General features: G+C 72.5%; 18 protein-coding genes and 1 pseudogene. 5 read left to right on the top strand and 14 right to left on the bottom strand.

Annotation, left to right across the window (positions count from 1 at the left end; all coding sequences use genetic code 11):
• Position 1: 1 nt before the first annotated feature.
• Positions 2-1,807: a gamma-glutamyltransferase gene (ggt, locus tag ACZ6BB_RS02460; protein WP_471613472.1), complete on the bottom strand. Its 1,806-nt coding sequence runs from the start codon at positions 1,805-1,807 to the stop codon at positions 2-4.
• A gap of 183 nt (positions 1,808-1,990) precedes the next feature.
• On the opposite strand from ggt, the gene ACZ6BB_RS02455 reads away from it, so the two are divergent.
• A complete protein-coding gene (locus ACZ6BB_RS02455; protein ID WP_471613471.1) occupies positions 1,991-2,746 on the top strand; it encodes a hypothetical protein in 756 nt (251 codons plus the stop codon).
• 135 nt (positions 2,747-2,881) lie between these two features.
• Positions 2,882-4,480, top strand: coding sequence for a CocE/NonD family hydrolase (locus ACZ6BB_RS02450; RefSeq protein WP_471613470.1), 1,599 nt, complete (start codon positions 2,882-2,884; stop codon positions 4,478-4,480).
• Positions 4,481-4,635: 155 nt separating this feature from the next.
• Here the strand turns inward: ACZ6BB_RS02450 and ACZ6BB_RS02445 are convergent, their stop codons facing one another.
• Together ACZ6BB_RS02445 and ACZ6BB_RS02440 are read right to left on the bottom strand one after the other, a co-directional pair.
• Positions 4,636-5,379: an amino acid ABC transporter ATP-binding protein gene (locus tag ACZ6BB_RS02445; protein WP_471613469.1), complete on the bottom strand. Its 744-nt coding sequence runs from the start codon at positions 5,377-5,379 to the stop codon at positions 4,636-4,638.
• Between the two features lie 253 nt (positions 5,380-5,632).
• Positions 5,633-6,082: a DUF6278 family protein gene (locus ACZ6BB_RS02440; RefSeq protein WP_471613468.1), complete on the bottom strand. Its 450-nt coding sequence runs from the start codon at positions 6,080-6,082 to the stop codon at positions 5,633-5,635.
• A 212-nt stretch (positions 6,083-6,294) separates the two neighbouring features.
• Between ACZ6BB_RS02440 and ACZ6BB_RS02435 the strand changes: the two genes are divergently transcribed.
• Complete coding sequence (locus ACZ6BB_RS02435; protein ID WP_471613467.1) at positions 6,295-8,055, top strand: SGNH/GDSL hydrolase family protein; 1,761 nt, start codon at positions 6,295-6,297, stop codon at positions 8,053-8,055.
• An 11-nt stretch (positions 8,056-8,066) separates the two neighbouring features.
• Here ACZ6BB_RS02435 and ACZ6BB_RS02430 read toward each other — a convergent pair whose 3' ends face one another.
• The 5 genes and pseudogenes from ACZ6BB_RS02430 to ACZ6BB_RS02410 all read right to left on the bottom strand — a co-directional run bounded on the left by ACZ6BB_RS02430 (position 8,067) and on the right by ACZ6BB_RS02410 (position 13,469).
• A complete protein-coding gene (locus tag ACZ6BB_RS02430; protein WP_471613466.1) occupies positions 8,067-8,846 on the bottom strand; it encodes an exodeoxyribonuclease III in 780 nt (259 codons plus the stop codon).
• Positions 8,847-8,916: 70 nt separating this feature from the next.
• Positions 8,917-9,552 carry an MBL fold metallo-hydrolase gene (locus tag ACZ6BB_RS02425; RefSeq protein ID WP_471613465.1) on the bottom strand — a complete coding sequence of 212 codons (636 nt, stop codon included), beginning with the start codon at positions 9,550-9,552 and terminating at the stop codon, positions 8,917-8,919.
• A gap of 58 nt (positions 9,553-9,610) precedes the next feature.
• The gene (gene pcaDC / locus ACZ6BB_RS02420) at positions 9,611-10,909 is read right to left on the bottom strand and encodes a bifunctional 3-oxoadipate enol-lactonase/4-carboxymuconolactone decarboxylase PcaDC (RefSeq protein ID WP_471614100.1); all 1,299 of its coding nucleotides are present in this window, start codon (positions 10,907-10,909) and stop codon (positions 9,611-9,613) included.
• A gap of 225 nt (positions 10,910-11,134) precedes the next feature.
• A pseudogene (locus ACZ6BB_RS02415) lies at positions 11,135-11,383 on the bottom strand (hypothetical protein); the annotation flags it as partial.
• 598 nt (positions 11,384-11,981) lie between these two features.
• A complete protein-coding gene (locus ACZ6BB_RS02410) occupies positions 11,982-13,469 on the bottom strand; it encodes an alpha/beta hydrolase family protein (RefSeq protein WP_471613464.1) in 1,488 nt (495 codons plus the stop codon).
• Positions 13,470-13,993: 524 nt separating this feature from the next.
• Between ACZ6BB_RS02410 and ACZ6BB_RS02405 the strand changes: the two genes are divergently transcribed.
• Complete coding sequence (locus ACZ6BB_RS02405; protein ID WP_471613463.1) at positions 13,994-15,358, top strand: glutamate decarboxylase; 1,365 nt, start codon at positions 13,994-13,996, stop codon at positions 15,356-15,358.
• A gap of 279 nt (positions 15,359-15,637) precedes the next feature.
• On the opposite strand, the gene ACZ6BB_RS02400 is transcribed toward ACZ6BB_RS02405, so the two are convergent.
• From ACZ6BB_RS02400 to ACZ6BB_RS02380, 5 genes are all read right to left on the bottom strand, one after another.
• A complete protein-coding gene (locus tag ACZ6BB_RS02400; RefSeq protein WP_471613462.1) occupies positions 15,638-18,085 on the bottom strand; it encodes an SWIM zinc finger family protein in 2,448 nt (815 codons plus the stop codon).
• Positions 18,082-20,919 carry a DEAD/DEAH box helicase gene (locus tag ACZ6BB_RS02395; RefSeq protein WP_471613461.1) on the bottom strand — a complete coding sequence of 946 codons (2,838 nt, stop codon included), beginning with the start codon at positions 20,917-20,919 and terminating at the stop codon, positions 18,082-18,084. Before ACZ6BB_RS02395 ends, ACZ6BB_RS02400 begins: the two co-directional genes overlap by 4 nt.
• Positions 20,920-21,057: 138 nt before the next feature.
• Positions 21,058-21,639 carry a sugar kinase gene (locus tag ACZ6BB_RS02390; protein WP_471613460.1) on the bottom strand — a complete coding sequence of 194 codons (582 nt, stop codon included), beginning with the start codon at positions 21,637-21,639 and terminating at the stop codon, positions 21,058-21,060.
• Positions 21,636-22,781: an ROK family glucokinase gene (locus tag ACZ6BB_RS02385; RefSeq protein WP_012999673.1), complete on the bottom strand. Its 1,146-nt coding sequence runs from the start codon at positions 22,779-22,781 to the stop codon at positions 21,636-21,638. Before ACZ6BB_RS02385 ends, ACZ6BB_RS02390 begins: the two co-directional genes overlap by 4 nt.
• 161 nt (positions 22,782-22,942) lie before the next feature.
• Positions 22,943-23,680, bottom strand: coding sequence for a GntR family transcriptional regulator (locus tag ACZ6BB_RS02380; protein WP_471614099.1), 738 nt, complete (start codon positions 23,678-23,680; stop codon positions 22,943-22,945).
• A gap of 129 nt (positions 23,681-23,809) precedes the next feature.
• On the opposite strand from ACZ6BB_RS02380, the gene ACZ6BB_RS02375 reads away from it, so the two are divergent.
• Positions 23,810-24,820 carry a Gfo/Idh/MocA family protein gene (locus ACZ6BB_RS02375; protein WP_471613459.1) on the top strand — a complete coding sequence of 337 codons (1,011 nt, stop codon included), beginning with the start codon at positions 23,810-23,812 and terminating at the stop codon, positions 24,818-24,820.
• A gap of 124 nt (positions 24,821-24,944) precedes the next feature.
• Here ACZ6BB_RS02375 and ACZ6BB_RS02370 read toward each other — a convergent pair whose 3' ends face one another.
• On the bottom strand, positions 24,945-26,135 hold the full coding sequence (locus ACZ6BB_RS02370; protein WP_471613458.1) for a cytochrome P450 family protein: 1,191 nt from the start codon (positions 26,133-26,135) through the stop codon (positions 24,945-24,947).
• Positions 26,136-26,164 lie beyond the last annotated feature (29 nt).

The raw sequence follows: 26,164 nt of genomic DNA, 5'->3' as shown, positions 1-26,164 counted from the left end.
GCTACTTCGCGGGGTGCACGACCATCGCCGCTCCGCCCCCGCGCCGTACGGTCTCCGCGGCGGCCAGCCACCTGCCGTTCGACAGACGCTGGACGGCGGTGGCCGCGCCGATCTCCGGGTTCTGCCGGAAACCGTGTCCGATGGCTTCGAGGTCCGTGCGCAGCGGGCTGTTCCACAGGCCCGGTTCGAGTTCGGTGGTGGTCTGGTTGCGCTGGCTGGCCCGTGGCGCGGCGATCGCGTCGACGAGCGGCAGGCCCCGGTCGAGGAACCCGGTCAGGGTCTGCAGCACGGTCGTGATGATGGTCGCGCCGCCCGGCGAACCGAGCGCCACCACGGGCTGGTCGTGCCGGTCGAGCACGATCGTCGGCGACATCGACGAGCGGGGCCGCTTGCCCGGCCCGGGCAGGTTCGGGTCGTGCACGGCCGGGTTGGCCGGGGTGAAGGAGAAGTCCGTCAGCTCGTTGTTGAGCAGGAAACCGCGGCCCGGCACGGTGATGCCGCTGCCGCCGGTCTGCTCGATGGTGAGCGTGTACGAGACGACGTTGCCCCACTTGTCGGCGACCGTGAGGTGGGTGGTGCTGTCACCCTCGTAGGTCGTCGGCGCGGCGGTGCCGCCGGTCCCGCAGGCGGCCGGGTTCCGCGGATCGCCCGGCGCGACGGGGCTGGTGAGCACCGCGTCGTCCTTGATCAGGCACTCGCGGGAATCGGCGAACCGCTGCGACAGCAGCCCCTTCGTCGGTACGTCCTCGAAGGCGGGGTCGCCGACCCAGCGGCCCCGGTCGGCGAACGCGATGCGGCTCGCCTCGATGTAGCGGTGCAGATACCGGACGTCGCTCGCCTTCGCCAGGTCGGTCCGCTCCAGGATGTTGAGCGCCTCGGCGACCGTGGTGCCCCCGGAGGAGGAGGGGGCCATGCCGTAGACGCCGAGACCGCGGTACGACGTCTTCGTGGGCGCCTGGCGCTTGGCCCGGTACGCGGCGAGGTCGGCCGTGGTCAGGTCGCCGGGCCGGGCGTTGTACCCCGACCCCGGGTCCACCGGTGGCTTGTTGACCGTGTCGACGATGTCCTGGGCCAGGTCGCCCCGGTACAGGGCGCCGACACCCTTGCGGCCCAGCAGCGCGTAGGTGCGGGCCAGATCGGGGTTCTTCAGGGTCGAGCCGACCACCGGCAGCTGCCCGCCGGGGAGGAAGAGGTCGGCCGTGGCCGGAAAGTTGCGGAACCGGGCCTCGTTGGAGGCGGTCTGGGCACGGAAGGTGGCGTCGACGGTGAAACCGTGGCGGGCGAGCTTCACGGCGGGCTTCAGCAGTTTGGCGAGCGGCTTGCTGCCCCAACTGCTCAGCGCGGTCTGCCAGGTCGCGGGGGTGCCGGGGGTGCCGACGCTCAGCCCGCTGGTGACGGCCTCGGCGAACGAGATCGGCGTGCCGTTCTCCAGGAAGAGGTTCTCGTCGGCGCTCAGGGGCGCGGTCTCCCGGCCGTCGATGGTGTGGACGGTACGGGAGCCGGCGTCGTAGTAGACGAAGTAGCCGCCCCCGCCGATGCCGGCCGAGTAGGGCTCGGTGACGCCGAGCGCGGCGGCCGTGGCGACGGCCGCGTCCACCGCGTTGCCGCCCTTGCGGAGCACTTCGACACCGGCGGCGGAGGCGTCCGGGTCGACGCTGGAGACGGCTCCGCCGTAGCCGACGGCGAGCGGCACCTTCTCGACGGGGTCCGCCGCGGCCGGGGACGGCGGGGCCGCCCCCACCGTGACCACGGCGGATGTTGCCGCCAGTACAGCCAGTTTCCGCGCGACAGGGCGACGCAGACGCATCCGTACCTCCAGTCAAGGACCGTCCGCGCAGACTAACGCGGGCGCCATGACCCCGTCAGCGGCGTCTCGGCCATCCGGCGGTGTCGCGACACCCCAGCGACGGCACACCGAACCGGGACACCGGGCCCGGAATCGGACATGGATTCGGACAGGTCTCGGCCGCGCCCGCTACCATGCGCGGCCATGAATGACGACGTGCGCAATCTCGTCCTCGGCGTGCTCACGGCGGGGCTCAGCGCCTCGCTGGGCTGGGCCTTCCGGACGTACCTGTGGAAGAGGAAGCTCCGCCGCAAGCAGACGTTCTTCGGGCTGCCCGACAACTCCGAGTCCCTGCTGGTGGTCAACCGTGATCCGTCCAGCGCGGACCTGGCCGTCCACCGGTACGACGTGTTCGCGCTGCTGGAACTCTCCGCGCTGATCAAGGACTGCGGCGCGCACGCGCAGATGATCACCCAGGACGCGGCCCAGCAGGGCTTCGGCGAGCGCACCGAGTTCTGTGTGGGAGGCCCGGTCTCGAACCGCCGGATGGCCGCGCACATATCCGCGATGCTGCCGGGCGTCGTCTTCAACAGCGACCCCGAGCCCGGCCCCCACCGGGCCGCCTTCCAGATCGGCAGCGAGCAGTACCGTCTGGACCCCGGCATCACCGAGCACGTCATCCTGGCCCGGCTCACCACCGGCCAGCCGGACCAGGCCCGGCCCGTCTTCCTGTTCTGCGGGCAGCGCGCGATCACCAACCAGGCCGCCACCCGCTACCTCGCCCGCAACCACGAGCGCCTGCACCGCAAGTACGGCACCGGCACCTTCGTCCTGCTCCTGAAGGTCGTCAACTCGCAGGCGTACGGCGCCGATGTCGTCGAACTCGTCGCGGACGTCACCCGCGCGGCCCAGGCCCCGGCGCCCTCCGCGCCGGCCCAGATCTCGCACCGCGCCTCCTAGCGCCGCCGCACAGGTTCACCGCCGCACTGGTTCACCGCCGAACGTTACCGTCACGTAACTTACCGGGGAGTTACTTCCGGTAAGGGAGTCCGGTTACCGTCGGGTCACTTTGCACTGACACGAGTGAGGCGACCCATGAGACACCAGCACGGCACCACCTCGCGTACGGCCGGGGCGCTGCGGACCAGCGTTGTCGGCGCCGTCTCGGCCACCCTGATCGCCGGTACGGCCCTCGGTCTCGCCCCCGCCGCCCAGGCGGCCTCCGGCTCCACCGCCGCTCCCACCACCCGCTTCGTGGACATCACCGGCGACGGCGGCACGGTCCTCAAGGCCAACGTCGTCGCGCCCGCCGACACCTCGCGCGCGTACCCGCTCCTCGTGCTGCCCACGAGCTGGGGCCTCCCGCAGATCGAGTATCTGGCCCAGGCGCGGAAACTGGCCGACGCCGGTTACGTGGTGGTCAGTTACAACGTCCGCGGCTTCTGGGAGTCCGGCGGATACATAGAGGTCGCGGGCCCGCCCGACACCGCCGACGCCTCCAAGGTGATCGACTGGGCCCTCGCCAACACCCCGGCCGACGCCGCGCACATCGGCATGGCGGGGCTGTCGTACGGGGCGGGCATCAGCCTGCTCACCGCCGCGCACGACAAGCGCGTCAAGGCGGTCGCCGCGCTGAGCGGCTGGGCGGACCTGATCGACTCGATCTACGGCGGGCGCACCCAGCACCTCCAGGCGTCCGCCCTGCTGGACGGCGCCGGCCGGATCACCGGCCGCCAGAGCCCTGAACTCCAGCAGATCTTCAAGAGCTTCTACGCCTCCGACCTGACGAAGGAGGAGGACATGATCGCCTGGGGGAAGAAACGTTCCCCCGAGACCTATCTGGACCAGCTGAACAACCACGGCACGGCCGTCATGCTCGCCAACGCCTGGGGCGACTCGGTCTTCCCGCCCAACCAGTACGCCGACTTCTACGAGAAGCTCACCGGCCCCAAGCGGCTGGAGCTGCGCCCCGGCGACCACGCCACCACCGAGCTGACCGGCCTGTTCGGGCTGCCCAACGACGTGTGGACGGACACCCGGCGCTGGTTCGACCGCTACCTCAAGGGCACCGACAACGGCATCGACCGCGAGCAGCCCGTCCGGCTCAAGTCCCGCACGGGCGGCGCCTTCGAGGGCTATCCGGACTGGAAGTCCGTCACCGCGACCCGCGAGAAGTTCGCCCTGACGGGCGGCACCACGATCCGCGCGAACGTCGACTCGGGCGCGAACGGCGGGGTCGTCCTCCTGTCCAGCATCCTGGACCAGGTGGCACGACTCCCTCCCGTGGCCTCGATCCCGCTGCTGCCGCGCCGCTGGGCGGCCGTCTGGCAGTCGGAGAAGTACGCGACCGCGCAGGCCGTGCGCGGCACCGCGAAGCTGCACACCACGGTGACCCCGACCAAGGAGAGCGGCACCCTCGTCGCCCATCTGTACGACGTGGGCCCGCTCGGCCTCGGCAAGCTGGTCAGCCACGCGCCGTACACCTTCCACGGCGTGACGCCCGGCCAGCCGCTCGGCGTGGACCTGGAGTTGCTCTCCACGGCCTACGACGTTCCGGCGGGCCACCGTCTCGCCCTGGTCGTCGACACGGTCGACCCGCTCTACATCGAGCACAACCCGACCGGCGCGCAGCTGACCTTCTCCTCGCCGCCGAACGACCCGTCGTACGTGTCGATCCCGCTGCGCGAGCAGTGATCTCCGGCTGCCGCCGGACGGGCCTGGCCCCTGGCCGCCGCGTGTCCGGCGGCGGCGTCCCTGTTTCGGCCGGGGTGGCGTCCACGGCCTCGCTCACCCCAAGTGGATGAACCGCTCATCGTAGTCGAGGACCGCACCCGGTCCGGTGGCGGTGGTCAGTGCTTGAGGATCTTGGAGAGAAAGTCCTTGGCACGGTCGCTCTCCGGATGCGTGAAGAACGCGTCCGGAGCGCGGTCCTCGACGATGCGGCCGTCCGCCATGAAGACGACACGGTTGGCTGCGGAGCGGGCGAAGCCCATCTCATGGGTGACGACGACCATGGTCATGCCCTCGCGCGCCAACTGCTGCATGACTTCCAGGACTTCGTTGATCATCTCCGGGTCGAGGGCCGAGGTGGGCTCGTCGAACAGGATGACCTTGGGGTCCATGGCGAGGGCGCGGGCGATGGCCACGCGCTGCTGCTGGCCGCCGGAGAGCTGCGCCGGATACTTGGGCGCCTGGTCGGCGAGGCCGACCCGGTCCAGGAGTTCACGGGAGCGCCGGTCGGCGTCCTCCTTCTTCTTCTTGCGCACCTTGATCTGACCGAGCGACACATTCTGCAGGACCGTCTTGTGCGCGAAGAGGTTGAACGACTGGAAGACCATCCCGACGTCCGCGCGCAGTGCCGCGAGGGCCTTGCCCTCGTCCGGCAGCGGCTGCCCGTCGAGCAGGATCGTGCCGGAACGGATGGGCTCCAGCCGGTTGATCGCCCTGCACAGCGTGGACTTCCCCGACCCCGACGGGCCGATGACCACGACCACCTCCCCCTTGCCGACGGTGAGATCGATGTCCTGGAGGACATGCAGCTCCCCGAAGTACTTGTTCACGCCGCGCATCTCGATCAGCGGATCGACCGCCATGCCCTGCCCGCCCTACTCGCTCTCGGCCGTGCCGTGGTGTGGTGTGCCCTGTCATGTCGTGCGGTGCCGTGTCCTGCCGTGCAGTGCCGTGCTCCGTCGTGCGGTGCGTGCCGTGCCGCAGGTGCCGCAAACTATCCGGACGGCCGTGACCCCCGTCCACGACACGCACGGCCGCGCATTAGCCGTATTGTCGCCGCACCGACGGTGCCCCCGACGGCGCCACGGGCGGCGGCGAGAGCGCGGTGCGAGGGCGTCACGACTCCGCGACCTCGGCGTAGAGCTGGGAGAGTTCCGGCGCGCCGCTCGCCGCCCACTCCTGGCCGGCCTCGACCACGTCGATCTCCCGGCCGGACGCCAGGCGCACCACGGGCTGACCGTCGGGCCAGATCTCCCAGCGGGCGCCGGGGACGGTCCGGACGACCACCGTGCCCAGGTAGAGCCCGGCGTCGTTGCCGAGCCAGGCCGCGCTCTCCTCGTCGTCGCGCCAGCGCGGGACGAGCTGGTCGAGGGCTTCCAGCGAGGACGCGGAGTCGTCCAGGCGCACACCCGCCTGTGCGGCCTGAGCGCGCAGCAGTTCGCATTCGGCGAGGAGCTGGGCGAGTCCCGCGTGACCGTCGTCGTCACCGTCGCCGCCGGTGAACACCGCGACCCCGAAGGCGGAGCCACGCCTCTTGCGCCAGTTGCCCAGGAAAGAGATGTTCATGCGCTCAGCGTGTCATCCGCCTGGCTCCCGGCACCACAGGCGCGCGGGTCCGCCTGTTCGCCCGGAGTTCGTCCACCGTTCGAGCACGCCTCATTGACGGGTCCCTGACGCCTCTTTAGGTTCATGACACATCTGTCGCCTCGTCGTCGTCCCATGCCGCATCCGTCATCATCGTCACCATCGAGGTCCGCACCGAACGGGAGGGGTCACGCGTGCGCCGACGTGTCTGGGGAACGGCCGTCGTCCTGGCACTCGTGGCGACGGCCGCGCCGGTCGCCACGGCCCGGGCCTCCCACGGCGGGAAGGAGAGACCGGCGCCCCTGAAACGTCTCTTCGACAACCGGGCGGTCAGTGACGACGCGCGGCCCGCCGAGGCCGACTTCGACGGACTCGGGAACTCGCTCTCCGCCGCCGACCTGACGGCAGCCGGATGGACACCGGGGCGCACACTGACAGTTCAGGGCGCGCGGCTGACCTGGCCGCGCCGAACGGCGGGCGAGCCCGACAACGTACGCGCCGCCGGCCAGTCGGTCCGGGTGCGGGGCCGGGGCGACGCCCTCGCCTTCCTCGTCGCCGCCACCGGCGGCACGGAGGCGGCCGGCACCGGGACGGTCCGCTATGCGAACGGCGCCCGCTCCGCGTACCGCCTGACCGCCTCCGACTGGCGCACCGGCCCGCTCGCCACCAAGGCCGTCTCCCTCCCCCACCTCAACACCCCCGGCGGTCAACTCACCGAGAAAGCACGGCTGTACGTCGTCACCGTGCCGGTCGGGCGGGGCCGCGAGATCGCCTCCGTCACCCTGCCGCGCAACCCCGACCTGCATGTGTTCGCCCTGTCCGTCCGCCCGGAGTCACGTGGCTGGACCGGCGGTTGGGCCGCGTCCACCTCCGGCTACACGGCCGTCGGACCATGGACCGACCGGACCCTGCGGCTCGTCGTCCACACCTCGGCGGGCGGGCCCCGGGTGCGGATCCGGCTCGACAACACCTTCGCCTCGGCGCCCGTACGGGTGGGGAGCGCGACGGTGGCGTTGCGGGCCGAGGGCGCCACTGCCCGCAGTGCGCCGGTGCCGCTGTCGTTCGGGGGCGCGGCGGGCACCCTGATCCCGGCGGGCGCCCAGGCGTACAGCGACCCACTGGGCTTCGAGGTGCCCCCGGACACCGACCTCCTGGTGAGCTTCCATCTGCCGGACACGGTGACGGCCGCGCCCGTGCACCGGCTCGCCCAGCAGACGTCGTACGTGAGCGGGCCGGGCGACCACGCGGGCGAGACCTCGGCGGCGGCCTACACCTCGACGGTGACCACCTGGCCGCTGCTGACCGGCGTGGACGTGGGCGGCGGACCGGGCTCGGTGGTCCTGCTCGGGGACTCGATCACCGACGGCGAGAAGGTGACGGTCGACGCCAACCGGCGGTGGCCGGACGTGCTGGCCCGGCGGCTGCTGGACCAGGACGAGGTCCCTCGCTACGGCGTCCTCAACCAGGGGATCTCGGCGAACCGCGTGGTCACCGACCGCTATCCGGGCGACGGCGTCTCCACCGACACGGGCGGCGTGAGCGCCCTGCACCGCCTCGACCGTGATGTCCTCGCCCAGACCTCCGCCCGTACCGTCGTCGTCTTCCAGGGCGTCAACGACGTCCGCTGGGGCACGACGGCGGGCGAGGTCGTCGCCGGGCTGCGGGAGATCGCGGCCCGGGGGCACCAGCGGGGCCTGCGCATGCTGGCGGCGACGATCGCGCCCTGCGAGGGCGAGGCCCGCTGCACGGCCGCCGCCGACGCCCAGCGGGTCGCGGTGAACGACTGGATCCGGGGCAACGACGCCTTCGACGGCGTCCTCGACTTCGACGCGGTGCTGCGCGACCCCGGCCGGCCGGCCCGGCTGCTCCCCGCGTACGACAGCGGGGACCATCTGCATCCGAACGAGACGGGGCTGGCCGCGCTGGCCGAGTCGGTGGACCTCGGACTCCTCTGAGCGGCCGGGACCTACACCTCCAGGTCCACCACGACCGGCGCGTGGTCGGAGGCCCCCTTGCCCTTGCGCTCCTCACGGTCGACGTACGAGTCGGTCACGGCCTTCGCGAACGCCTCGTTGCCGTACACCAGATCGATGCGCATGCCCCGGTTCTTGGGGAAGCAGAGCTGGCGGTAGTCCCAGTACGTGAAGGGGTGGTCGTACTTCAGGGGGCGGGGGACGACGTCGGTCAGGCCCGCCTCGCGCAGGGAGGCGAGCGCGGCACGCTCGGCGGGCGTGACATGGGTGAGGCCCTCGAAGGCGGCGACGTCGTACACGTCGTCGTCCGTCGGCGCCACGTTGTAGTCACCCAGCACGGCGAAGGGGCGGCTGCCGGCCGCGTCACCGGCGACGGCGGCCTTGAGCGCCTCGAACCACTGGAGCTTGTACGCGTAGTGCGGGTGGTCGACCTCGCGGCCGTTCGGCACGTACACCGACCAGACGCGCACCGGACCGCAGGTGGCGGAGATCGCGCGGGGCTCCACCGAGCCGTCGTACCCGGGGTCGCCGGGCAGGCCCTTGACCACGTCCTCGATGCCGACGCGGGAGATCACCGCCACGCCGTTCCACCGGCCCGTGGCGTGCACCGCCGCCTCGTAACCCGCCTCCCGCAGCGCGTCCAGCGGGAAGCCGTCCTCGGCGATCTTGGCCTCCTGGAGGCAGAGCACGTCCGTGCCGCTGCTCTCCAGCCAGGCCAGGAGCCGCGGGAGGCGGGCGGTGATCGAGTTCACGTTCCAGGTCGCGATGCGCATGCCTCACAACCTACCCGGCGGGTACGACAACGCCGGTCCCGCCCGGTCGCGGGCGGGACCCACGGCCCGCTCAGACGTCCGCCGAGGCGCCGGGGGCCAGGCGCAGGTGCTCCGCGCCGCCCAGGGAGCCGATCTGGCGGTCGTAGATGGGACGGGCGAGGTCGGTGAGGAGGGCGTCGTGGATGTCGTACGCGCGGTGCGGCTTCACCTCGCGGACGTAGTCGATCACCTCGGAGATCTTGTTCCAGGGGGCCATGACGGGCAGCATCAGCGTCTCGACGGCGTGGCCGGGGACGGTGAGGGCGTCGCCGGGGTGGAAGACACGGCCGGCGTCGACGAGGTAGCCGACGTTGGTGATGCGCGGGATGTCCGGGTGGATCACGGCGTGCAGTTCGCCGTGCACCTGGACGTCGAAGCCCGCGGCGGTGAACGTGTCGCCGTGGCCGACGGTGTGCACCCGGCCCGGGAAGGCGGCGGAGATCTGCTCGGCGACGGAGCGCAGCGTCCAGATCTCGGCGGCCGGGTTGCCCTCCAGGGCCGCCCGCAGCCGTCCCTCGTCGAAGTGGTCGGGGTGCTCGTGCGTGACCAGGACGGCGTCGGCGCCGGCGGCGGCGTCCTGTTCGCTGAACCCGCCCGGGTCGATGACGAGCGTGCGTCCGTCCTTCTCCAGACGGACGCAGGCGTGCGACTTCTTCGTGAGCTTCATGGATCCATCCTGCCCCCGGCCGCCGGTGCCGGGCGCGCCGGTGCCGGGCGCGGCCGGCTCACACCTCCGGAGTGGTCTCCTCGCGGATGACCTGCTGGGCCACCCGGAACGCGCTGTTCGCGGCCGGCACCCCGCAGTAGACGGCGGCCTGGAGGAGGACTTCCTTGATCTCGTCCGGGGTGAGGCCGTTGCGCAGGGCGGCGCGGGTGTGGAAGGCGAGTTCGTCCAGGTGTCCGCCGGCGACGAGCGCGGTCAGCGTGACGCAGCTGCGGGAGCGGCGGTCGAGGCCGGGCCGGTCCCAGATCTCGCCCCAGGCGTAGCGGGTGATGAACTCCTGGAAGTCGCCGGAGAACTCGTCCGCCGTGGACAGCGCCCGGTCGACGTGCGCGTCCCCGAGCACCTCGCGGCGGACCTTGAGCCCGGCGTCGTACGGATCCGGTCTCCCCAGCGCCTCGGGCTGGGCGGCGGCCGGGGCGATCTCGGCGACCGGTCCCGCCTGCGGCGGCACGCCGGCCAGAGCCGGTTTGGCCGGGGCCACGGGGATGGCGACCTGGCCGGTGGTGGAGTCGTAGGCGGGCTGCCAGGCCGTGGAGAAGTGCCGGACCAGGAGGTCGGTGACGGCGGCGGGCTGCTCGACCGGGACGAGGTGCGAGGCGCCGGGAACGACGGCGAGCCGTGCGTCCGGGATGCCCGCGACGAGCGTACGGGCCTCGGCGGGGCCGGTGACCTGGTCGTCGGAGCCGACGAGGACGAGGGTGGGTACGCCGATGCGGCCGAGTTCGGCGCGCACGTCGAACGAGGCGAGCGCCTCGCAGGCGGCGATGTAGCAGCCGGGGTCGGTGGTGCGGACCATCTGCACCGCCCACTCGGTGATCGCGGGCTGCGCCGCCGCGAACCCGCCGGTGAACCAGCGGTCCGGGGACGTCCGGGCGATCGGGTCCAGGCCGTTCGTGCGGACGATCACGCCGCGCTGGCGGAACTCGTCGGCCGTGCCGAAGCGGGGCGAGGCGGCGATCAGCGCGAGCGAGGCGAGGCGCTCGGGATGGCGGAGCGCCAGCTCGGCCCCGATGGCACCGCCGAACGCGCACCCCGCGTAACCGAAGCGCTGCACCCCGACGGCGTCGAGCGTGGCCAGCAGCCGGGCGGCCAGCTCGGTGACGGAGCCACCGGGGTAGGCGGGGGCGCCGCCGTGACCGGGCAGGTCGAAACGGAAGATCCGCCACTGCTTGGTCAGTTCGGGGACCTGACGGTCCCACATGTGCCATGTGGTGCCCAGAGAGGGACCCAGGATCAGGACGGGAGCGTCTTCTGGCCCGTCAAAGCGGTACTGCAGGGTGTTCGGTGGTGTCTCGCTCACCCGTCCGAGCCTCTCATCTGTCACAACAGCCCCTACGAACGGGGTGCTGGCCGTAGCTGTTCCTGACGAGGCGGAAGACCTCCCGGGCAGCGTAGCGTTTGCGGCAGCGGACGATTTCGCGCCGGGTCTCGCCCTCCTTGATCCGGCGCTCGTACCAGCCCCGGATGCGGGGTCCACCCGCAGGCGGGTGCACACGATGCGGTGGAGCGCGGCGTTGGCCCGCCGGTCACCGCCGCGGTTGAGGCGACGGTACTGCCGGCGCCCCGAGGAACGCTCGACAGGACAGACCCCGCATAGGTGACGAGGCGAGCCGGAGAAGCGTCCACACACCGGATCTGCTCGGAGAGCTTCCCGATCCGGCAGGGCACAGCAGACCCTGCGTGACACGAGTGGCCTGCAGCAGCCCCGCTCCACCGCCCTCTTCCTGGCTGCTCGCGTCGGTGAACCGCGCACAGGTACGGAAGAACCCGGCATTGCCCAGTCCGGCCTGTTCTTCCCGCAAGGCGGGATCGGCAGTAATGAGAACGGACTTGAGCTGGTTGCCGGCCTGGGTGGGGGCTCTGACGGCCGACGCCTTCGTGAATTTGTACATTCTCGCGATCTGACGACAGTCAATCCACCTTGCGGCCGGTCGCGGAAGACAATGCGGTACGCGCCCCCGGGCACTGGCCGGCTGCCGCGGCCCGGTGTGCGCCACCGACACCGCGCGGGCAAGGTGCCGGTAGGGGTGCCACCACAGTCGCACAGATCGGGACGCCGGCCACCGCCGCGATCAGGAGGAGAACCGCGTGACCGCGGCTGCGGACGAGTGGGAGCGGGTCCGTGGCGGCAGGCCGGGATCGCCTCGGCGCCTCGGTGGAACCGACGTGATGGGGACTCACTGGGCCGAAAGGGATCGGTACGAGTTCCGTGATCCGGTGGGTGGGCCGCTCCTGCGGAATCCGCGAGGGTCCGGGGCGCTCCTCGGTTGCCGACAGATCGGCCTGGCGCGCTGGTCCGCGGCGGGGACGGCGCCGCGGACGGCACGCCGGCTGGGAAACGGCCGTGCCATCGGCTGCCGCCGCACAGCTGATCAGCGGTTGTCGCTCGGGCGGTGGACGCTGAGTCCGCCGTGGGCCGCCAGAACGTCGGGCAGGTCACCGGGTTTGTGCCGCAGGGTGGTGTCCAGGAAGGCGAGAGTGGTTGCGGCGACGACGCGGGGGCTCTCGGTCCGGCCCAGGGAGCCCACGATCGAGGGCACAGGGGGCAGGTACAGGGGGCCGTCCATGAAGGTGAGGTGGGCGGCGCCGGGAATGGTGAGCCGGTAGCTCGTCGCGGTGTTGAGCTCGAGGGCCTTGGTGAGGCGGGGTATGTACTGCGGGTCGGTTGCGGGGGTGATGGCCTGGGTGAGCGCGAGCGTCGGCTGGTGGAGGGAGGGGGAGGTGGGGCCGTGCGGGTAGCCGTCCAGATCGATGACGGCATCGAGCCGGTGGTCCTGCCGGGCTGCCTGCAGGGCGGCGGCACCACCCATGGAGTGGCCGGTGGCCGCGACCCGGCCGGTGTCCAGGCGTCCGGTCAGCGGCCCGGCGATCTCACCTCGGTCCAGACGGTCCAGCTGGGTGAGGACGAAGCTGAGGTCGGCGGCCCGAACAGCCGTCCAGCGGGCCGCGAGCTTGTTGTCCTTGCCCCGGTCGCCGGTGGAGGTGGTCTTGGTGCGAATCGTTCGGCCGTCGGTGAGGACGACGGCCGCGGAGTCGTACGGGTGGTCGAGGGCGGCGACCACATAGCCGTGGCTGGCCAGTTCCTCCGCCCAGGCGGTGTTCTGGGTGCGCACTCCGCCCGATCCCGGAGAGAACAGCACGACCGGGAACCGTCCACCCCTGTCGGCCACCGGAGCGTTGAAGACCGAATGGGTGTGGGCACGTGGGATGCCGTCGACCAGGAAGCCAGGCAGGCCGACCGCGCGGGCGAGGGCGTCGGAGACGGTGCGCGCCTCATGCTCCGTGCGGCCGAGGTACTGGGCCCGCTGCGCGCCTGCGGGGCTCCGCGCCGGATACCAGAGCTGGACCACGACCGTGCGCCGGTCATGGGGATCGGCAGTGAAGGTCTCGGGGCGGCGTGGGTCGGTCCACTGCACCACGCGGGTGCCGACCGCGAAAGGGCCCGACGGCTCGGGGAACACGGGTACGGGAAAGGCCCAGGCGGCCACCGGACCCGTGGCGATCAGGCCGACGCAGGCCACCGACCCGGGCAAGGCCAGCCACCACCGGGCCCGCCACGACGGCCGGCCGGTACGGCGTCGCAGCAGGGGAGAGAGGGCGAACGGCAACGAAACCGCAGCGCCTGCCAGTACTGGCAGCAACTGCCAGCGGATCCCCACCACGCTCAGCACGATCGCGGACAGCATGAACACCGCCCCCGCCGTGATCCTGAAGCGTTGGCGGACGGCAGGGGGAAGCCAGCGCGCCACCACCAGCGCCACGGCACTCAGCAGGACAAGGACTTCCAGAAGGGACATGCGCAGTCCCATGATGTTCTCGGTCACCCGGCCATGCTCGGTGCGGGGCACGCGCCGCCACATCGCCCGTGGGTCGCCGTCGTGCACAACCGGAGTCGCAATCCGAGGCATGCCCATGTGAGCGGCCTTGCGACCGTGGGTGGTGGCCGGTCTCCTCCTGTGGTCGTACTTCCGCGCGATGCCCTCAGACGGTGGACTCATGCGTTTCCGCCGGATCGCTGCCTACCGTGACAGGGCTGCGGTGCGTGCGGGCAGCGCAGGTCCTGCGCTCGGCCCGGCCTGGGGCGACGCGGTCGCCAGGCCGATGCCGAGAGTCTCTATCGGGGCGCCGACCGACAAGGCTGCCCCGATCCATTTCATTATCAGCGTCTTTGAAGGCGGAGATTTTTCAAGTGGATGACCGAGCGGTGGTCGATTTCAATCGGCCGACGCGAGGCGAAATTCCTAAAACTTAAAAGGCGAATTCGATTTACGCCTTGCAGCTACTCTCCGGCCGTGAACGGCCAGGCGTACGAGGCCGCGCCTCGCTGCGCTTCGTCGGCGTGTGCTTCAGAGAGCAAAGCTCTGGAACTGATTGAATCGCAGGCATGACCAAGAGAGACGTCGCAGATCTGTTCGGTAACCGTTTCCTGACCATGCCCGCCCCGTCGGAGAAATTCCCTGAGGAGGGAATGACCGCGACGGATGCCATGAGGCTGCTGGATGAGGACCTCGTCATGGAAGGCGACCCGCAACGCAATCTCGCCACGTTTGTCACCACCTGGATGGAGCCGGAGGCACAACGCGTCATCGCCGAGAACCTCCACCGCAACTTCATCGACCACGCGGAGTACCCCATCTCCGCCGAGATCGAGCAGCGCTGCGTGCGCATGCTCGCCGACCTGTTCCACGCGCCGGGCAAGACCACGGGATGTCGGACCCAGGGCTCGTCCGAGGCGATCATGCTCGGTGCGCTGTCGCTGAAGTGGAAGTGGCGGGAGCGCCGCCAGGCGGCCGGCCTGTCGGTCGACCGGCCCAATCTGGTTTTCGGCGGTGACGTCCACGTCGTGTGGGAGAAGTTCTGCCGCTACTTCGACGTCGAGCCGCGGATCGTGCCGCTTGCCGAGGGCAAGTACACGATCGGCCCGGAGGACGTGCAACCCCGCCTCGACGAGAACACGATCGGTGTGGTCGCCGTGGTCGGCACCACCTTCACCGGCCACAAGGACGATGTCGTCGGGATCGACAAGCTCCTGCGGGAGATCCGTAAGGAACGGGACCTCGACATCCCGATTCATGTCGACGGTGCCAGCGGTGGTTTCGTGTGGCCCTTCCTCTACCCGGACTCGAAATGGGACTTCCGGCTCCAGCAGGTCCGCTCCATCAATGTCTCGGGCCATAAGTACGGCCTGGTCTACCCCGGTGTCGGCTGGCTGGTCTTCCGTGAAGAGTCCGACCTGGCCGAGGACCTTGTGTTCTACGAGAACTATCTGGGAAAGACCGACGCGACGTTCACGCTGAACTTCTCGACCGGCTCGGCGATGGTGCTCGCGCAGTACTACAACTTCGTGAGGCTGGGTCGCCAGGGCTACACCTACGTCATGGAGACGATGCAGAAGAACGCCCGCGCGTTGGCGGACAACCTCCGTGACAGCGGTCGCTTCGAAGTGATCGGCAGCGACCTCGAGCAGCTGCCGCTGGTCGCCTTCCGCCTCGTCGGCAAGCACGCCTATGACGAGTCCGACATCGCCTGGCAGCTCTCGGCCGAGCGCGGCTGGATGGTGCCGGCGTACACGCTCCCGCCCGACGCCGAGCGGGTGAAGATCCTGCGCGCCCTGGTCAAGGAGACCCTGAGTCGTGAGCAGATCGAGCGTCTGACCCAGGACATCGCTGACGCGTGCAGCACCTTGGATCACAAGGGTGCGACCACCGAGGTCGAGCGCGCTCAGGTCCACCGCAGCACCAGTTTCTGACGCAGCTACCGGCACCCTCAGGGCGAGCGTCGGGAGTGGCGTCGGGCGCGGCAGCCCAGATGAGCATCGTGAACGGCGCTGGTCTCATTGCTGTGGCCGGGCCGTGGAGAGCAGGCCCACGAGTCTGTCCCGCGGGCGGCTCTACCGCCCGGGTCACCCGGACGGCTTTGCGGCGGTGCGTGCCGTACGCAGGTGCAGTGGACCTGACCGTCGCGCTCGCCACGGGCTCACAGATCCTGGCGAGGAGAGGGGCGCGGTCCCGCCGGCGCCGGGCGTGCGTCAGTCGTCGGAGGCCCCCAGGCCGGTCAGGGCGCCGACCGGGTCGAGGTCCGGAGTGCCTCTCGGCCACCAGTCGTCGTGGCCCGGTTCGGACTCGTACGCGTACCACAGGCCGTCGCGGCCGAGGCGGAGCTGGATATGGCCTCGAGGGTGGGTGAGGTGGTTGCGCCAGGGGCGGAAGGCCGGGAGGTCCGCGGCGCGCAACAGGGGGCGGGCGCGGTCGAAGCGGCCGGCGGGCGGATCCCAGGGCTCCTCCAGGACGGTCAGCCCTTCCGCACCGCCCTGCCGCCAGGCGGCGACCGCGCGGGCCAGGTCGGCCGGGGTCCGGCCGGTGGCCGCAGCCAGCGACGAGTAGAGAGCCCGGGTCGTGGCGGTGAGACCGGAGCCGGGGCGGGCGGCGGCGAGCCGTACCGCGTCCTGCCACAGCGTCAGTTCGGCCACCGGGTCGCGCCCCGTGGTGAGCAGCGCGTGGGCGCGGGCCGCGGCGTCGGTGGCCAGCTGGTCCAGCGCGAACGGGTCCGGGCCGCCGGGCGCGCCCGGGTACACCGGCGGCTGCTCCGGGTGCGGCGGCGGGGGCAGCGGGGCGGGCAGCGGGGGGAGGGTGCGTGCAGCGAGGGCGTCGCGGGCCCGGACCCCCGGGAACGCCGCGGGCTCGTGCCCCTGTTCCTGCGCGGCGCGCGCGGCACGGGCCGCGTTCCGCCGGGACAGGGCGTCGAGCAGCTCCCGCTCGCCCCGGCCTCGCAACAGCAGCAGCACGAACGGGTCCTCGTCCAGCAGTCGCGCGGTCTGGTAGCAGAGTGCCGCCGCGTGCTTGCAGGGGTGGCCGAAGTCGGGGCAGCTGCACCGGGGTTCCAGCTCGCCGGCCCCCGGCAGAAGACGCGCGCCCCGGCCCGCGCCCGACCCGGCCAGGGTGTGGGGCAGTTCCTTGTCCAGCAGCGCGGCGATGTGGGCCGGTTGCTCCGTCGCCGCGTCCAGGAAGAGGTCCCACTCGTCGGCGTCCAGCGTCCGCAGACGCAGTTGCACCCGGTACGGCCGCGCCCTGCTGCCGTGCACGTACGCCAGCACCAGCCCGGGTGTCACCGTGATCGCGTCCACCCGGCCCTTGTCGGCGTAGGCCCGCCCCCGCGCCAGTCGCGCGGGGTCGAGCGCGCCCTCCTCCAGCGCGGTCACCCAGGCGTTGCCCCACCAGCTCTCCGCGAACGCCTCCCCGGCCGAGGGGCGCGGCGGGAACGGACGGAACGTACGCCGCAGTTCACCGTCCCGGGAGGGGGCGGCCATGGTGCGGGGGACACGGGGGGCCGCGGGGAGGCCGGTGTCCGGCCGCGGGAGGGCCGGCCGGCCGGGGGCGGGTTCCGGGTCGGGGCCAGGTACCGGGTCGGGGCCGGGTTCCGGGTCGGGTATGGCCGAGGGGTGTGGCGGCCGTCCGGAGGGGTCGGCCGTCGGCGAGGCCATGGGGCGAGGTGACGGTGACTCAGGGGGGCCGCCCGCCGGTGAACCGAGGGAGTCCGAAACGGAGTTCGGGCCCATCGTGTCCGGAACCGGCGTCTCCCGGACCGTGGTGCCGGGGCCCTCCGTATGCCGGTCTCGCGCAGCCGGGCCCACGCTCTCCCGGTCTCGCGCATCCGGACCCACCGTCTCCCGGTCCCGCGCATCCGGACCCACCGTCTCCCGGTCCCGCGCATCCGGACCCACCGTCTCCCGGTCCCGGGTTGCCAGGGCAGCCATGGAGGTCGCGGCGGAATCCGGTCCCTCGCCGGAGGGCGGCAACTCGGCCGCCCCGAGGAGGAGTTCGCGTCCGTCGTGCGTACGGCTCGCCGACGCCCGGTCGTGTCCCGCCGCCGCGCGCCGCGCGGTCCGTCCTTCCCTGTCGGCGACCTCGGCACGAGCCGCCTCGGCACGAGCCGCCTCGGCACGGACGGCCTCCGCCTCGGCACGGGCCCGGCCGGTGGCCTCGCGGGCGGCCCGCAGCGCCTCGCGGGCGATGTCGGCGGGGCGAGCGGCCGGCCCGCCTCCCTCCCCGGGCGAAGCACCCGGGCCGGGCCCGTCGGCGAACGGGGGGTTTCCGGGACCGGGGGAAGCATGCTCCGCCGCCGGGCCCGGGGCGCTCCGCCTCACCGGCCCGGCCGCGCCGGTACGCTCCGTCGGCTCCACCGCGTCCGCACGCTCCCGCGCCGGCTCGTGCGGGGCCCCCGCCCTGGATTCCGCGGCTCTGCGCAACGCCTCCCGCGCCACGTCCCCCGGCCGAGCGGGGGTCTGGCCGATCGTCCGGGCGATGGGCGGCGTGCTCTCCGTCACCGGCGCCGAGTCGCCGGGGTCGTCGGCCTCGGCGCCGTGCCTGTCCCGCTCCCGCGCCGCGCGCAACGCCCGGCGGGCCGCGTCGGCGGGCCGGGCTCCTGTCGCACGATCCAGCGCCTCCGCCTCCTCCGGCGTCTCCGCTCCCCCGCTCACGTCTGCCTCCGCAACGACACCAGGTCGGTCAGCTCCCGGTCCGTCAGCTCGGTGAGCGCCGCCTCGCCCGAGCCGAGGACGGCGTCGGACAGGGCCCGCTTGGACTCCAGCATCTCGGCGATGCGGTCCTCGACGGTGCCCTCGGTGATGAGGCGGTGCACCTGGACGGGCTGGGTCTGGCCGATGCGGTAGGCGCGGTCGGTGGCCTGTTCCTCGACGGCCGGGTTCCACCAGCGGTCGAAGTGGACGACATGGCCGGCCCGCGTGAGGTTCAGACCGGTGCCGGCCGCCTTCAGGGAGAGGACGAGGACCGGTGTCGCCCCGCTCTGGAAACGGTCCACCATGTGTTCGCGCTCGGTGACCGGCGTACCGCCGTGCAGCAGCTCGACCGGGACGGCTCGGGCGGCGAGGTGCGCGGTGATCAGGCGGGCCATGCCTACGTACTGGGTGAAGACCAGCGCGGAGCCGTCCTCGGAGAGCAGCGTGTCCAACAGCTCGTCCAGCAGGGCCAGTTTGCCGGAACGGCCGGCGAACCGTTCTCCGGTGGCGGTGTCCGGCTCCTCCTTCAGATACAGCGCCGGGTGGTCGCAGATCTGTTTGAGGGCGCCCAGGAGTTTCAGGACCAGACCCCGGCGGGCGATGCCCTCCGCCGTCTCGATGGCCAGCAGCGACTCGCGGACCACGGCCTCGTAGAGCGCGGCCTGTTCACGGGTGAGGGGGACGGGGTGGTCGGTCTCCGTCTTGGGCGGGAGTTCGGGGACGATGCCCGGGTCGGACTTCTTGCGGCGCAGCAGGAACGGGCGGACCAGACGGGCGAGACGGGTGACCGCCTCCTGGTCCTCACCGTTCTCCACCGCGCGGGCGTGGCGCGCGCGGAACGACTTCAGCGGGCCGAGGAGCCCCGGTGTGGTCCAGTCGAGGAGGGCCCACAGCTCGGAGAGGTTGTTCTCGACCGGGGTGCCGGTGAGGGCCACGCGCGCGGGCGCCGGGATGGTGCGCAGGGCCTTCGCCGTCGCCGAGTAGGGGTTCTTGACGTGCTGGGCCTCGTCGGCGACGACCATGCCCCACTCCTGCTGGGCGAGGCGCGGGGCCGTGGAGCGCATGGTGCCGTAGGTGGTGAGGACGAAGCCGTCGGCGAGGTCGTCCAGGGTGCGGTCGGGGCCGTGGAAGCGGCGCACGGGCACACCGGGGGCGAAGCGGGCGATCTCGCGCTGCCAGTTGCCCAGCAGGGAGGCGGGGCAGACGACCAGCGTGGGTTGCGGCCGGGCCCGGCGCAGATGGAGGGCGATGACCGTGATCGTCTTGCCGAGACCCATGTCGTCGGCGAGGCAGCCGCCGAGGCCGAGGGAGGTCATGAGGTCCAGCCAGGCCAGGCCCCGGAGCTGGTAGTCGCGCAGGGTGGCACGGAGGCCGGGAGGCGGGTCGACCGGGCCGAGACCGGCCGTCAGGCGGTCGCGCAGTGCCGCCAGCGCTCCGACCGGTACCGCCTCCACCGTCTCGCCGTCGACCTCGGTCCGGCCGGTGAGGGCCACGGACAGGGCGTCCACGGGGTCGAGGAGGCCCAGTTCGCGTTTGCGGGCCTTGCGGACGAGGGCCGGGTCGACGAGGACCCACTGGTCGCGCAGGCGCACGATCGGGCGGTGTGCCTCGGCGAGGGTGTCCATCTCGGCCTCGGTGAGCGGGTCGCCGCCGAGCGCCAGCTGCCAGCGGAAGCGCAGCAGTTCCTCGCCCTCGAAGAAGCCGGTGCCGTCCGTGGCGGAGCCGGGCGCCGGGTGCACCTCGGCGCGGGCGCTCAGGTCGTGGGCCAGGTCCCGGGGCCAGTGCACGGCGACGCCGGCCGCCCCGAGCCGGGTCGCGGCGACGCCCAGCAGGTCGGACAGCTCGTCCTCGGAGAGGGCGAGGACATCGGGCACGTCCTGTTCGCAGAGCCGGTCCAGGGGCGGCCAGACACGGGCGGCGCGCCGGACCGCGAGGGCGGCGTCCACGCGCGCGCGGGGCCCGAACGCCGTGTCCGCGTCCCCCGACCACAGAGCGGCGGCGTCGACGACGAGGGTGGGGTCGGCGAGGCTGTGCACCTGGACGACCGCCGCGCCCGCCCGCGGGGCCCCTTCGCTGTCGTCGAAGAGGTCGTGCGCCGCGAGGTCCAGACGCAGGGAGACGCGTACGCCCGCGTCCATGCCGGCGGCGACCTCCGCCGCCCAGTCACGGGCCCGCGGCAGTCGCTGTCCGGCCTGCGCGGCGAAGGGCTTCCCGGAGACGTACGGCGCCGCCGGGCCACGCGGCAGTGTGTCGGCGACCGCGTCCAGGAAGGACCGCACCAGGGGCTCCGGCTCGGGCAGCCGCAGCGGGCCCCTGCCGGGCAGCGGGACCGCGTGGCCCTCGTGGGGCAGCGCGGCGGCGACGGCCCTGAGGTGGGCGATGTCGTCCGGGTCAAGCGGTCCCGCGCGCCACGCGTCGTAGCCCTCGGCGGTCAGTCCCGGCAGCAGGCGGCCCCGGGCGACCAGGCGCAGCGCGTGCAGGGCGGCCGCGCCCCAGCAGGCCGTGGCGGGGTGGGCGGCGGGGTCGCGGCGGGCGCGGGTGAGCAGGGGGAGGGCTTCGCCGACCGGCAGGCACACGGCGGGGACGGTGCCTCTGCGGGCTCCTGAGCCGTGCGGTCGTACGACCGTGAGGTCCTCGGTGTCTCCCGGGGGCGGTTCGCCGCCCGCCGGGTCCCAGAACGCGAACCGGCCGTGGCGGGGCAGCGGGGCCGGGAGGAAGACGGCGGCCAGCCGGACGGGGACGGCCGGGCGCGCGGGGGCGGAGGGGCCGGTCTCGGGAGCAGCGGTGTCCCCCATGGGTCCGGTCACCCCGCCTTCGGTCGGTGGAGCCGCCCGGGGTGCGGCTCCGATCACTGTCTCCGACTCTACGGGCGGGGTCCGACAATCGGTCGCGGCGAGCGGGCGACGGCCCGCCCGCGGCGGTGTCCGCGCAGGTCAGGGCACGGTTCGTGAGACCACGTACACCATCGGATGGTCCGGGTTGGTGCGGTTCACGACGATGTCGTGGGTGGGGGCGGGGTTCTTCCGGTCGCTGACGAGGCCGTACCAGGGGCCGACTCCGGTGAAGTCCCAGCCGACGATCCCCCGGTCGCGGGCGTTGATGGCCATCCGGTCCTTCTTGAGGTCGGCGGTGGCGGCGCCGATCTGGTGGAGGAAGCTCTCCAGGCCCTCGTTGCTCGTGTAGAACTGCACGTAGAGGCGGCTGGTCCGCCAGTTGTTCGTCTCGTAGTACGCGACGTGCCTGGAGTACGGCGGGATCGGCACCTGGTAGAGGCGCCGCTGGACCAGGGAGGGCCAGTGGGCGGTGAGGCCGGTCGCCGAGTACTTCTCCTCCTTGTCCTTGCCGCTGTCGCGGCTCTGGTTGGCGGAGATCACCAGGTAGCCGGCGGGCACGCCGATGAGCAGCACGATGATCGCCAGGGTGATCGCCCGGCGGCGGTTGCGGTGCCTGCGGTCCTCGGCGGGCCGCTCCGGCTCCTCCGGGGAGGAGCCCTGGCGCGGCACCGACGTGGTCACGCGGTGTCCTGCGTGGTGCGGCGGGCCTCCACGTACCGCGCGTAGCGCTCGTACCGTTCCACCCGGCGCCGGTTGGCGCGGCGGAAGCGGCGGGCGACGAGTCTGGCGAGGTCGGCGGCGCCCACCATGCCGGCCTCGGGTCCGAGCTGGGCGCGGGCGATCCGGGCCTCGGGGCGGTAGCCGCGGCCGGTGAGGTGGCGGCGGAAGGCGTCCCGGGCGGGGCCGATCAGCAGGTCGTCGGCGGCCGAGACACCGCCGCCGATGACGAAGCAGGAGGGGTCGAGCGCGGCGGCGAGGTTGGCGATGCCGACGCCGAGCCACTGCCCGATGTCCTGGAGCAGCTCGATGCACATCGCGTCGCCCTCACGGGCCAGCTCGGTGATCATCGGGCCGGTGATGTCCCCGATGTTCCCCTTGACGTGCTCGATGATCCCGTACGCCACCGGGGAGTCGGCCGCCGCGAGTTCGCGGGCCTCCCTGACCAGGGCGTTCCCCGAGCTGTACTGCTCCCAGCAGCCGCGGTTGCCGCACGGGCAGCGGTGGCCGCCGGGCACGACCTGCATATGGCCGAACTCGCCCGCGACCCCGAACTTGCCGCGCTTGACCTGGCCGTCCTCCAGGATCGCGCCGCCGATGCCGGTGCCGAGGGTGATCATGACCAGGTGGTCCTCGTCGCGGCCGGCGCCGAACCGCCACTCCGCCCAGGCGGCGGCGTTGGCGTCGTTGTCGACGAGGACGGGCACCGCGAGCCGGCCGGCGAGGCGGTCGCGCAGGGGCTCGTTGCGCCAGGACAGGTGGGGGGCGAACAGGACGCGGTTGCGGTCCGCGTCCACCCAGCCGGCGGCACCGATGCCGACGGCGTGCACGTCGTGCCGGTCGGAGAGGTCCAGGACCAGTTCCGTGATGGTGTCCTCGACGACCTGGGGGCTCTTCGACTTGTCCGGGGTCTCCGTGCGCAGCTTCTCCAGGATGTTGCCGTCGGCGTCCACGACGCCCGCCATCACCTTCGTGCCGCCGATGTCGATGCCGACGGTGGGGACGCGGGGGGCCGTCAGGTGGGAGCGGCGCTCGCGCGTTCCCACGGTCCGCAGGACGGTGGCCCGCGCGGAGCCGCGGTGGGTGAAGTCGCGGTAAGTGCTCATCGGGCCGATTCTGCCTTAGCGCTCCGCTTGGTGTGCCGTGGGGGCGGGGGGTGCCGCCGCTTTGTTTTTTCGGGTGCGGGTGAGTGGGGGCGGGTCGCGCGGTTCCCCGCGCCCCTGAAAAAGCGGGGCCGCGCCCCTGCCTTTTCAGGGTGCCCTTCCTGCTAGGAGCGCACCAGGAGCTGGAAGTCGAAGGAGTAGCGCGAGGCCCGGTAGATGTGGGTGCCGTACTCGACCGCTCGGCCCGTGTCGTCGAAGGTGGTGCGCTGCATGGTGAGGAGCGGGGCGTGTTCCGGCTCGCCCAGGCGGTCGGCCTCGTCCGCGGTGGCCGCCTTCGCGCCGATGGTCTGGCGGGCGCTGTGCAGGGTGATGCCGGCGGCGCGCATGAGGCGGTAGAGGCCGGTGGCTTCGAGCTGGGGGGAGTCGAGGTCGACGAGGTCGGCGGGGAGGTAGTTGCAGAGGTAGGCCATGGGCTCGCCGTGGGCCAGACGGAGTCGCTCGATACGGTGGACTTCGCCGCCCTCCGCGACGGCCAGGGCGGCGGCGACCTCGGCGGACGCGGCGACGGTGGTGTTCAGCAGGACGCGGGTGGCCGGGCGCTGGCCGGCGGCCTCCAGGTCGTCGTAGAGGCTGCTCAGTTCCAGGGGCCGTTTGACCTGGCTGTGCACGACCTGGGTGCCCACGCCGCGGCGGCGTACGAGCAGGCCCTTGTCGACCAGGGACTGGATGGCCTGGCGGACGGTCGGCCGGGACAGGCCGAGGCGGGCCGCCAGCTCGATCTCGTTGCCCAGCAGACTGCCCGGGGTCAGTTCGCCGTGCTCGATCGCGGCCTCCAGCTGCTGGGACAGCTGGAAGTAGAGCGGGACCGGACTGCTGCGGTCGACGCTGAGCTGGAGCGACACGGTCGGAGCCTCTTCTGGTTTCGGCACGGGCCGAGCGTAGCCCCGGTGCCGGATGACGGGAAGTTGCGTAGTTCGGTTGTCCGGACAAAGCATTGACACGGCGGCGGGTGCGACCCCACTTTGTTTCCCATGCGCATCGGACTCATCGGCGCGGGTCGCATCGGGACGTTTCACGCGACCACGCTCAGCCGCCACCGCGACGTCGGCTCTCTGATCATCACGGACGTCGATCGGGCCCGGGCCCACGACCTCGCGGAACGCCTCGGCGAGACGGTGGCGCCGGGGGTGGACGAGATCTTCACCTGGGGTGTGGACGCCGTGGTCATAACGGCCGCCACCTCGGCCCACGGCGAACTGATCGGTCGGGCAGCACGCTCGGGTCTCCCGGTGTTCTGCGAGAAACCCATCGCCGTGGACCTGCCGAACACGTTAAACGCGCTGACCGAGGTCGACGCGGCCGGGACGGTGCTGCAGATGGGCTTCCAGCGGCGCTTCGACTCCGGCTATGTCACCGCGCGGGAGGCGGTGCGCGCGGGCCGGCTCGGGCGGCTGCACACCGTACGGGCGGTCACGGCCGACCGGACGCCGCCGCCCGCGGCGTACCTGCCGGTCTCCGGCGGGATCTACCGGGACACCCTGATCCACGACTTCGACATCGTGCGGTGGGTGACGGGCCGCGAGGTCACCACGGTGTACGCCACCGGGTCGGACGCCGGGCATCCGATGTTCCGGGAGGCGCACGACCTGGACACCGCGGCCGCCGTGCTCACGCTGGAGGACGGCACGCTGGTGACGGCCACGGCGGCGCGGGTGAACGGGGCCGGGTACGACGTGCGGCTGGAGCTGGCCGGGGAACTGGACACCGTGGTGGTCGGGCTGGACGACCGTACGCCGGTCGCGTCGACGGAGCCGAAGGGGCCGCCGCCCGCGGACAAGCCGTGGACCGGGTTCCTGGAGCGCTTCGCCGCCGCCTACGAGGCCGAGATCGGCGCGTTCGTGGAGGTGGTGCGCGGGGAGCGGGCCAACCCCTGCGACGGGCGCGAGGCGCTCCAGGCGCTCCGGGTCGCCGAGGCGTGCGAACTGTCCCGGCTGGAGAACCGGCCCGTGAACCTCGGGGAGATCGCGGGCGGCCGGGAGTAGCCTTCGGCCTCCGGCGTGCGCGGTCCGCTCCGTCCCGGGGGCTCGCCGCGGGCTGTCGCGGCCGCGGGTGCGGTGGGGCTTCCCGCGCAGTTCCCCGCGCCCCGCCTCCACGAACGCGCCGTTCTCACCAGCGCAGCGGCAGGCTCCGCACGCCCCGCATCAGCATGCCCGGGAGCCATTCGCCCGGGGGGCCGTCCAGGGCCAGGCCGGGGCAGCGCTCCAGCAGGGCGCGGAGCGCCACGCGGGCCTCCAGCCGGGCCAGGGGTGCGCCGAGGCAGTAGTGGATGCCATGGCCGAAGGCGAGGTGGCCGCGTGTGTCGCGGTGGATGTCGAAGCGGTCGGGGCCTGGATAGCGGGCGCCGTCGCGGTCGGCGGCGGCCAGACCGATCAGTACCGCGTCACCCGCGGGGACGGTGGTGCCGCCGATGTCCAGCGGCTCGGCGGCGTAACGGAACGTCGCGTTCTCCACCGGGCCCTCGTGGCGCAGGGTCTCCTCCACGACCGCGTCGACGAGACGCGGGTCGGCGCGGACCTCGGCGAGTTGTCCGGGACGGGTGAGCAGCGCGTGGACGGCTCCGGTGACGAGGTTGACCGTGGTCTCGTGGCCGGCGACGAGGAGGATGAAGGCCATGCCGCGCAGTTCGGCCGGTGACAGGCGGTCGCCGTCCTCGTCGGTCGTCCGGATCAGGGCGCTCAGCAGGTCGTCGGCGGGCGGCGAGCGGCGCTTGTCCTCGATCAGCTCGCCCAGGTAGGAGGCGAGTTGGACGAACGCCTCGTACTCGCTCTCGCCGCTGGTCGGCGCGACCGCCTCCGTGGACAGCTTCCGGAAGGCCGCCCGGTCGATCTCGGGCACGCCGAGCAGTTCGCAGATGACGGTCAGCGGCAGGGGGTACGCGAACGACTCCACGAGGTCGGCGCGGCCCCGCGGCACCATCGCGTCCAGCAGCGAGTCGGTGATCTCCTGGATCCTCGGCCGCAGCCGCTCGACCCGGCGTCCGGTGAACTCCCTGGATATCAGCCCGCGCAGCCGGGTGTGCTGGGGCGGGTCGGCGACCAGCAGGTACTTGCCGATCAGCTCCTCGTCGAGGAACGTCATCCCGATCTTCGAGCCGTCCTTGGACAGCCGGGGATCGGCGAGCGCCGCCCGCGCCTCCTCGTACCCGACGACGAGCCAGACCTCGTGGTGCGCGTCGGGCTTCGGCAGCCGGACCCGGTGCACGGGGCCGCGTTCGCGCAGCTCGGCGTAGACGGGGTACGGGTTCTCGGTGAAACCCGGCCCGTACTCCCCCAGATCGATCACATGCTCCTGTCCCATGGTCTCCCCCCTCACCCGTCCAACTCCCG

The sequence above is a fragment of the Streptomyces sp. NPDC041108 genome, from assembly GCF_055592645.1.
Note: the sequence above shows the minus strand (reverse complement) of the source record. Positions and strands in the feature narration are given on the sequence as shown.

What these genes read in the sequence shown, in the direction of transcription:
- ggt (WP_471613472.1), bottom strand. Translation starts at nt 1,807, where the DNA reads ATGCGTCTGCGTCGCCCTGTCGCGCGGAAACTGGCTGTACTGGCGGCA.
- ACZ6BB_RS02425 (WP_471613465.1), bottom strand. Translation starts at nt 9,552, where the DNA reads ATGAAGCTCACGAAGAAGTCGCACGCCTGCGTCCGTCTGGAGAAGGAC.
- ACZ6BB_RS02450 (WP_471613470.1), top strand. Translation starts at nt 2,882, where the DNA reads ATGAGACACCAGCACGGCACCACCTCGCGTACGGCCGGGGCGCTGCGG.
- ACZ6BB_RS02455 (WP_471613471.1), top strand. Translation starts at nt 1,991, where the DNA reads ATGAATGACGACGTGCGCAATCTCGTCCTCGGCGTGCTCACGGCGGGG.
- ACZ6BB_RS02395 (WP_471613461.1), bottom strand. Translation starts at nt 20,919, where the DNA reads ATGGGGGACACCGCTGCTCCCGAGACCGGCCCCTCCGCCCCCGCGCGC.
- ACZ6BB_RS02375 (WP_471613459.1), top strand. Translation starts at nt 23,810, where the DNA reads ATGCGCATCGGACTCATCGGCGCGGGTCGCATCGGGACGTTTCACGCG.
- ACZ6BB_RS02370 (WP_471613458.1), bottom strand. Translation starts at nt 26,135, where the DNA reads ATGGGACAGGAGCATGTGATCGATCTGGGGGAGTACGGGCCGGGTTTC.
- ACZ6BB_RS02445 (WP_471613469.1), bottom strand. Translation starts at nt 5,379, where the DNA reads ATGGCGGTCGATCCGCTGATCGAGATGCGCGGCGTGAACAAGTACTTC.
- ACZ6BB_RS02385 (WP_012999673.1), bottom strand. Translation starts at nt 22,781, where the DNA reads ATGAGCACTTACCGCGACTTCACCCACCGCGGCTCCGCGCGGGCCACC.
- ACZ6BB_RS02430 (WP_471613466.1), bottom strand. Translation starts at nt 8,846, where the DNA reads ATGCGCATCGCGACCTGGAACGTGAACTCGATCACCGCCCGCCTCCCG.
- ACZ6BB_RS02440 (WP_471613468.1), bottom strand. Translation starts at nt 6,082, where the DNA reads ATGAACATCTCTTTCCTGGGCAACTGGCGCAAGAGGCGTGGCTCCGCC.
- ACZ6BB_RS02405 (WP_471613463.1), top strand. Translation starts at nt 13,994, where the DNA reads ATGACCAAGAGAGACGTCGCAGATCTGTTCGGTAACCGTTTCCTGACC.
- ACZ6BB_RS02410 (WP_471613464.1), bottom strand. Translation starts at nt 13,469, where the DNA reads ATGTGGCGGCGCGTGCCCCGCACCGAGCATGGCCGGGTGACCGAGAAC.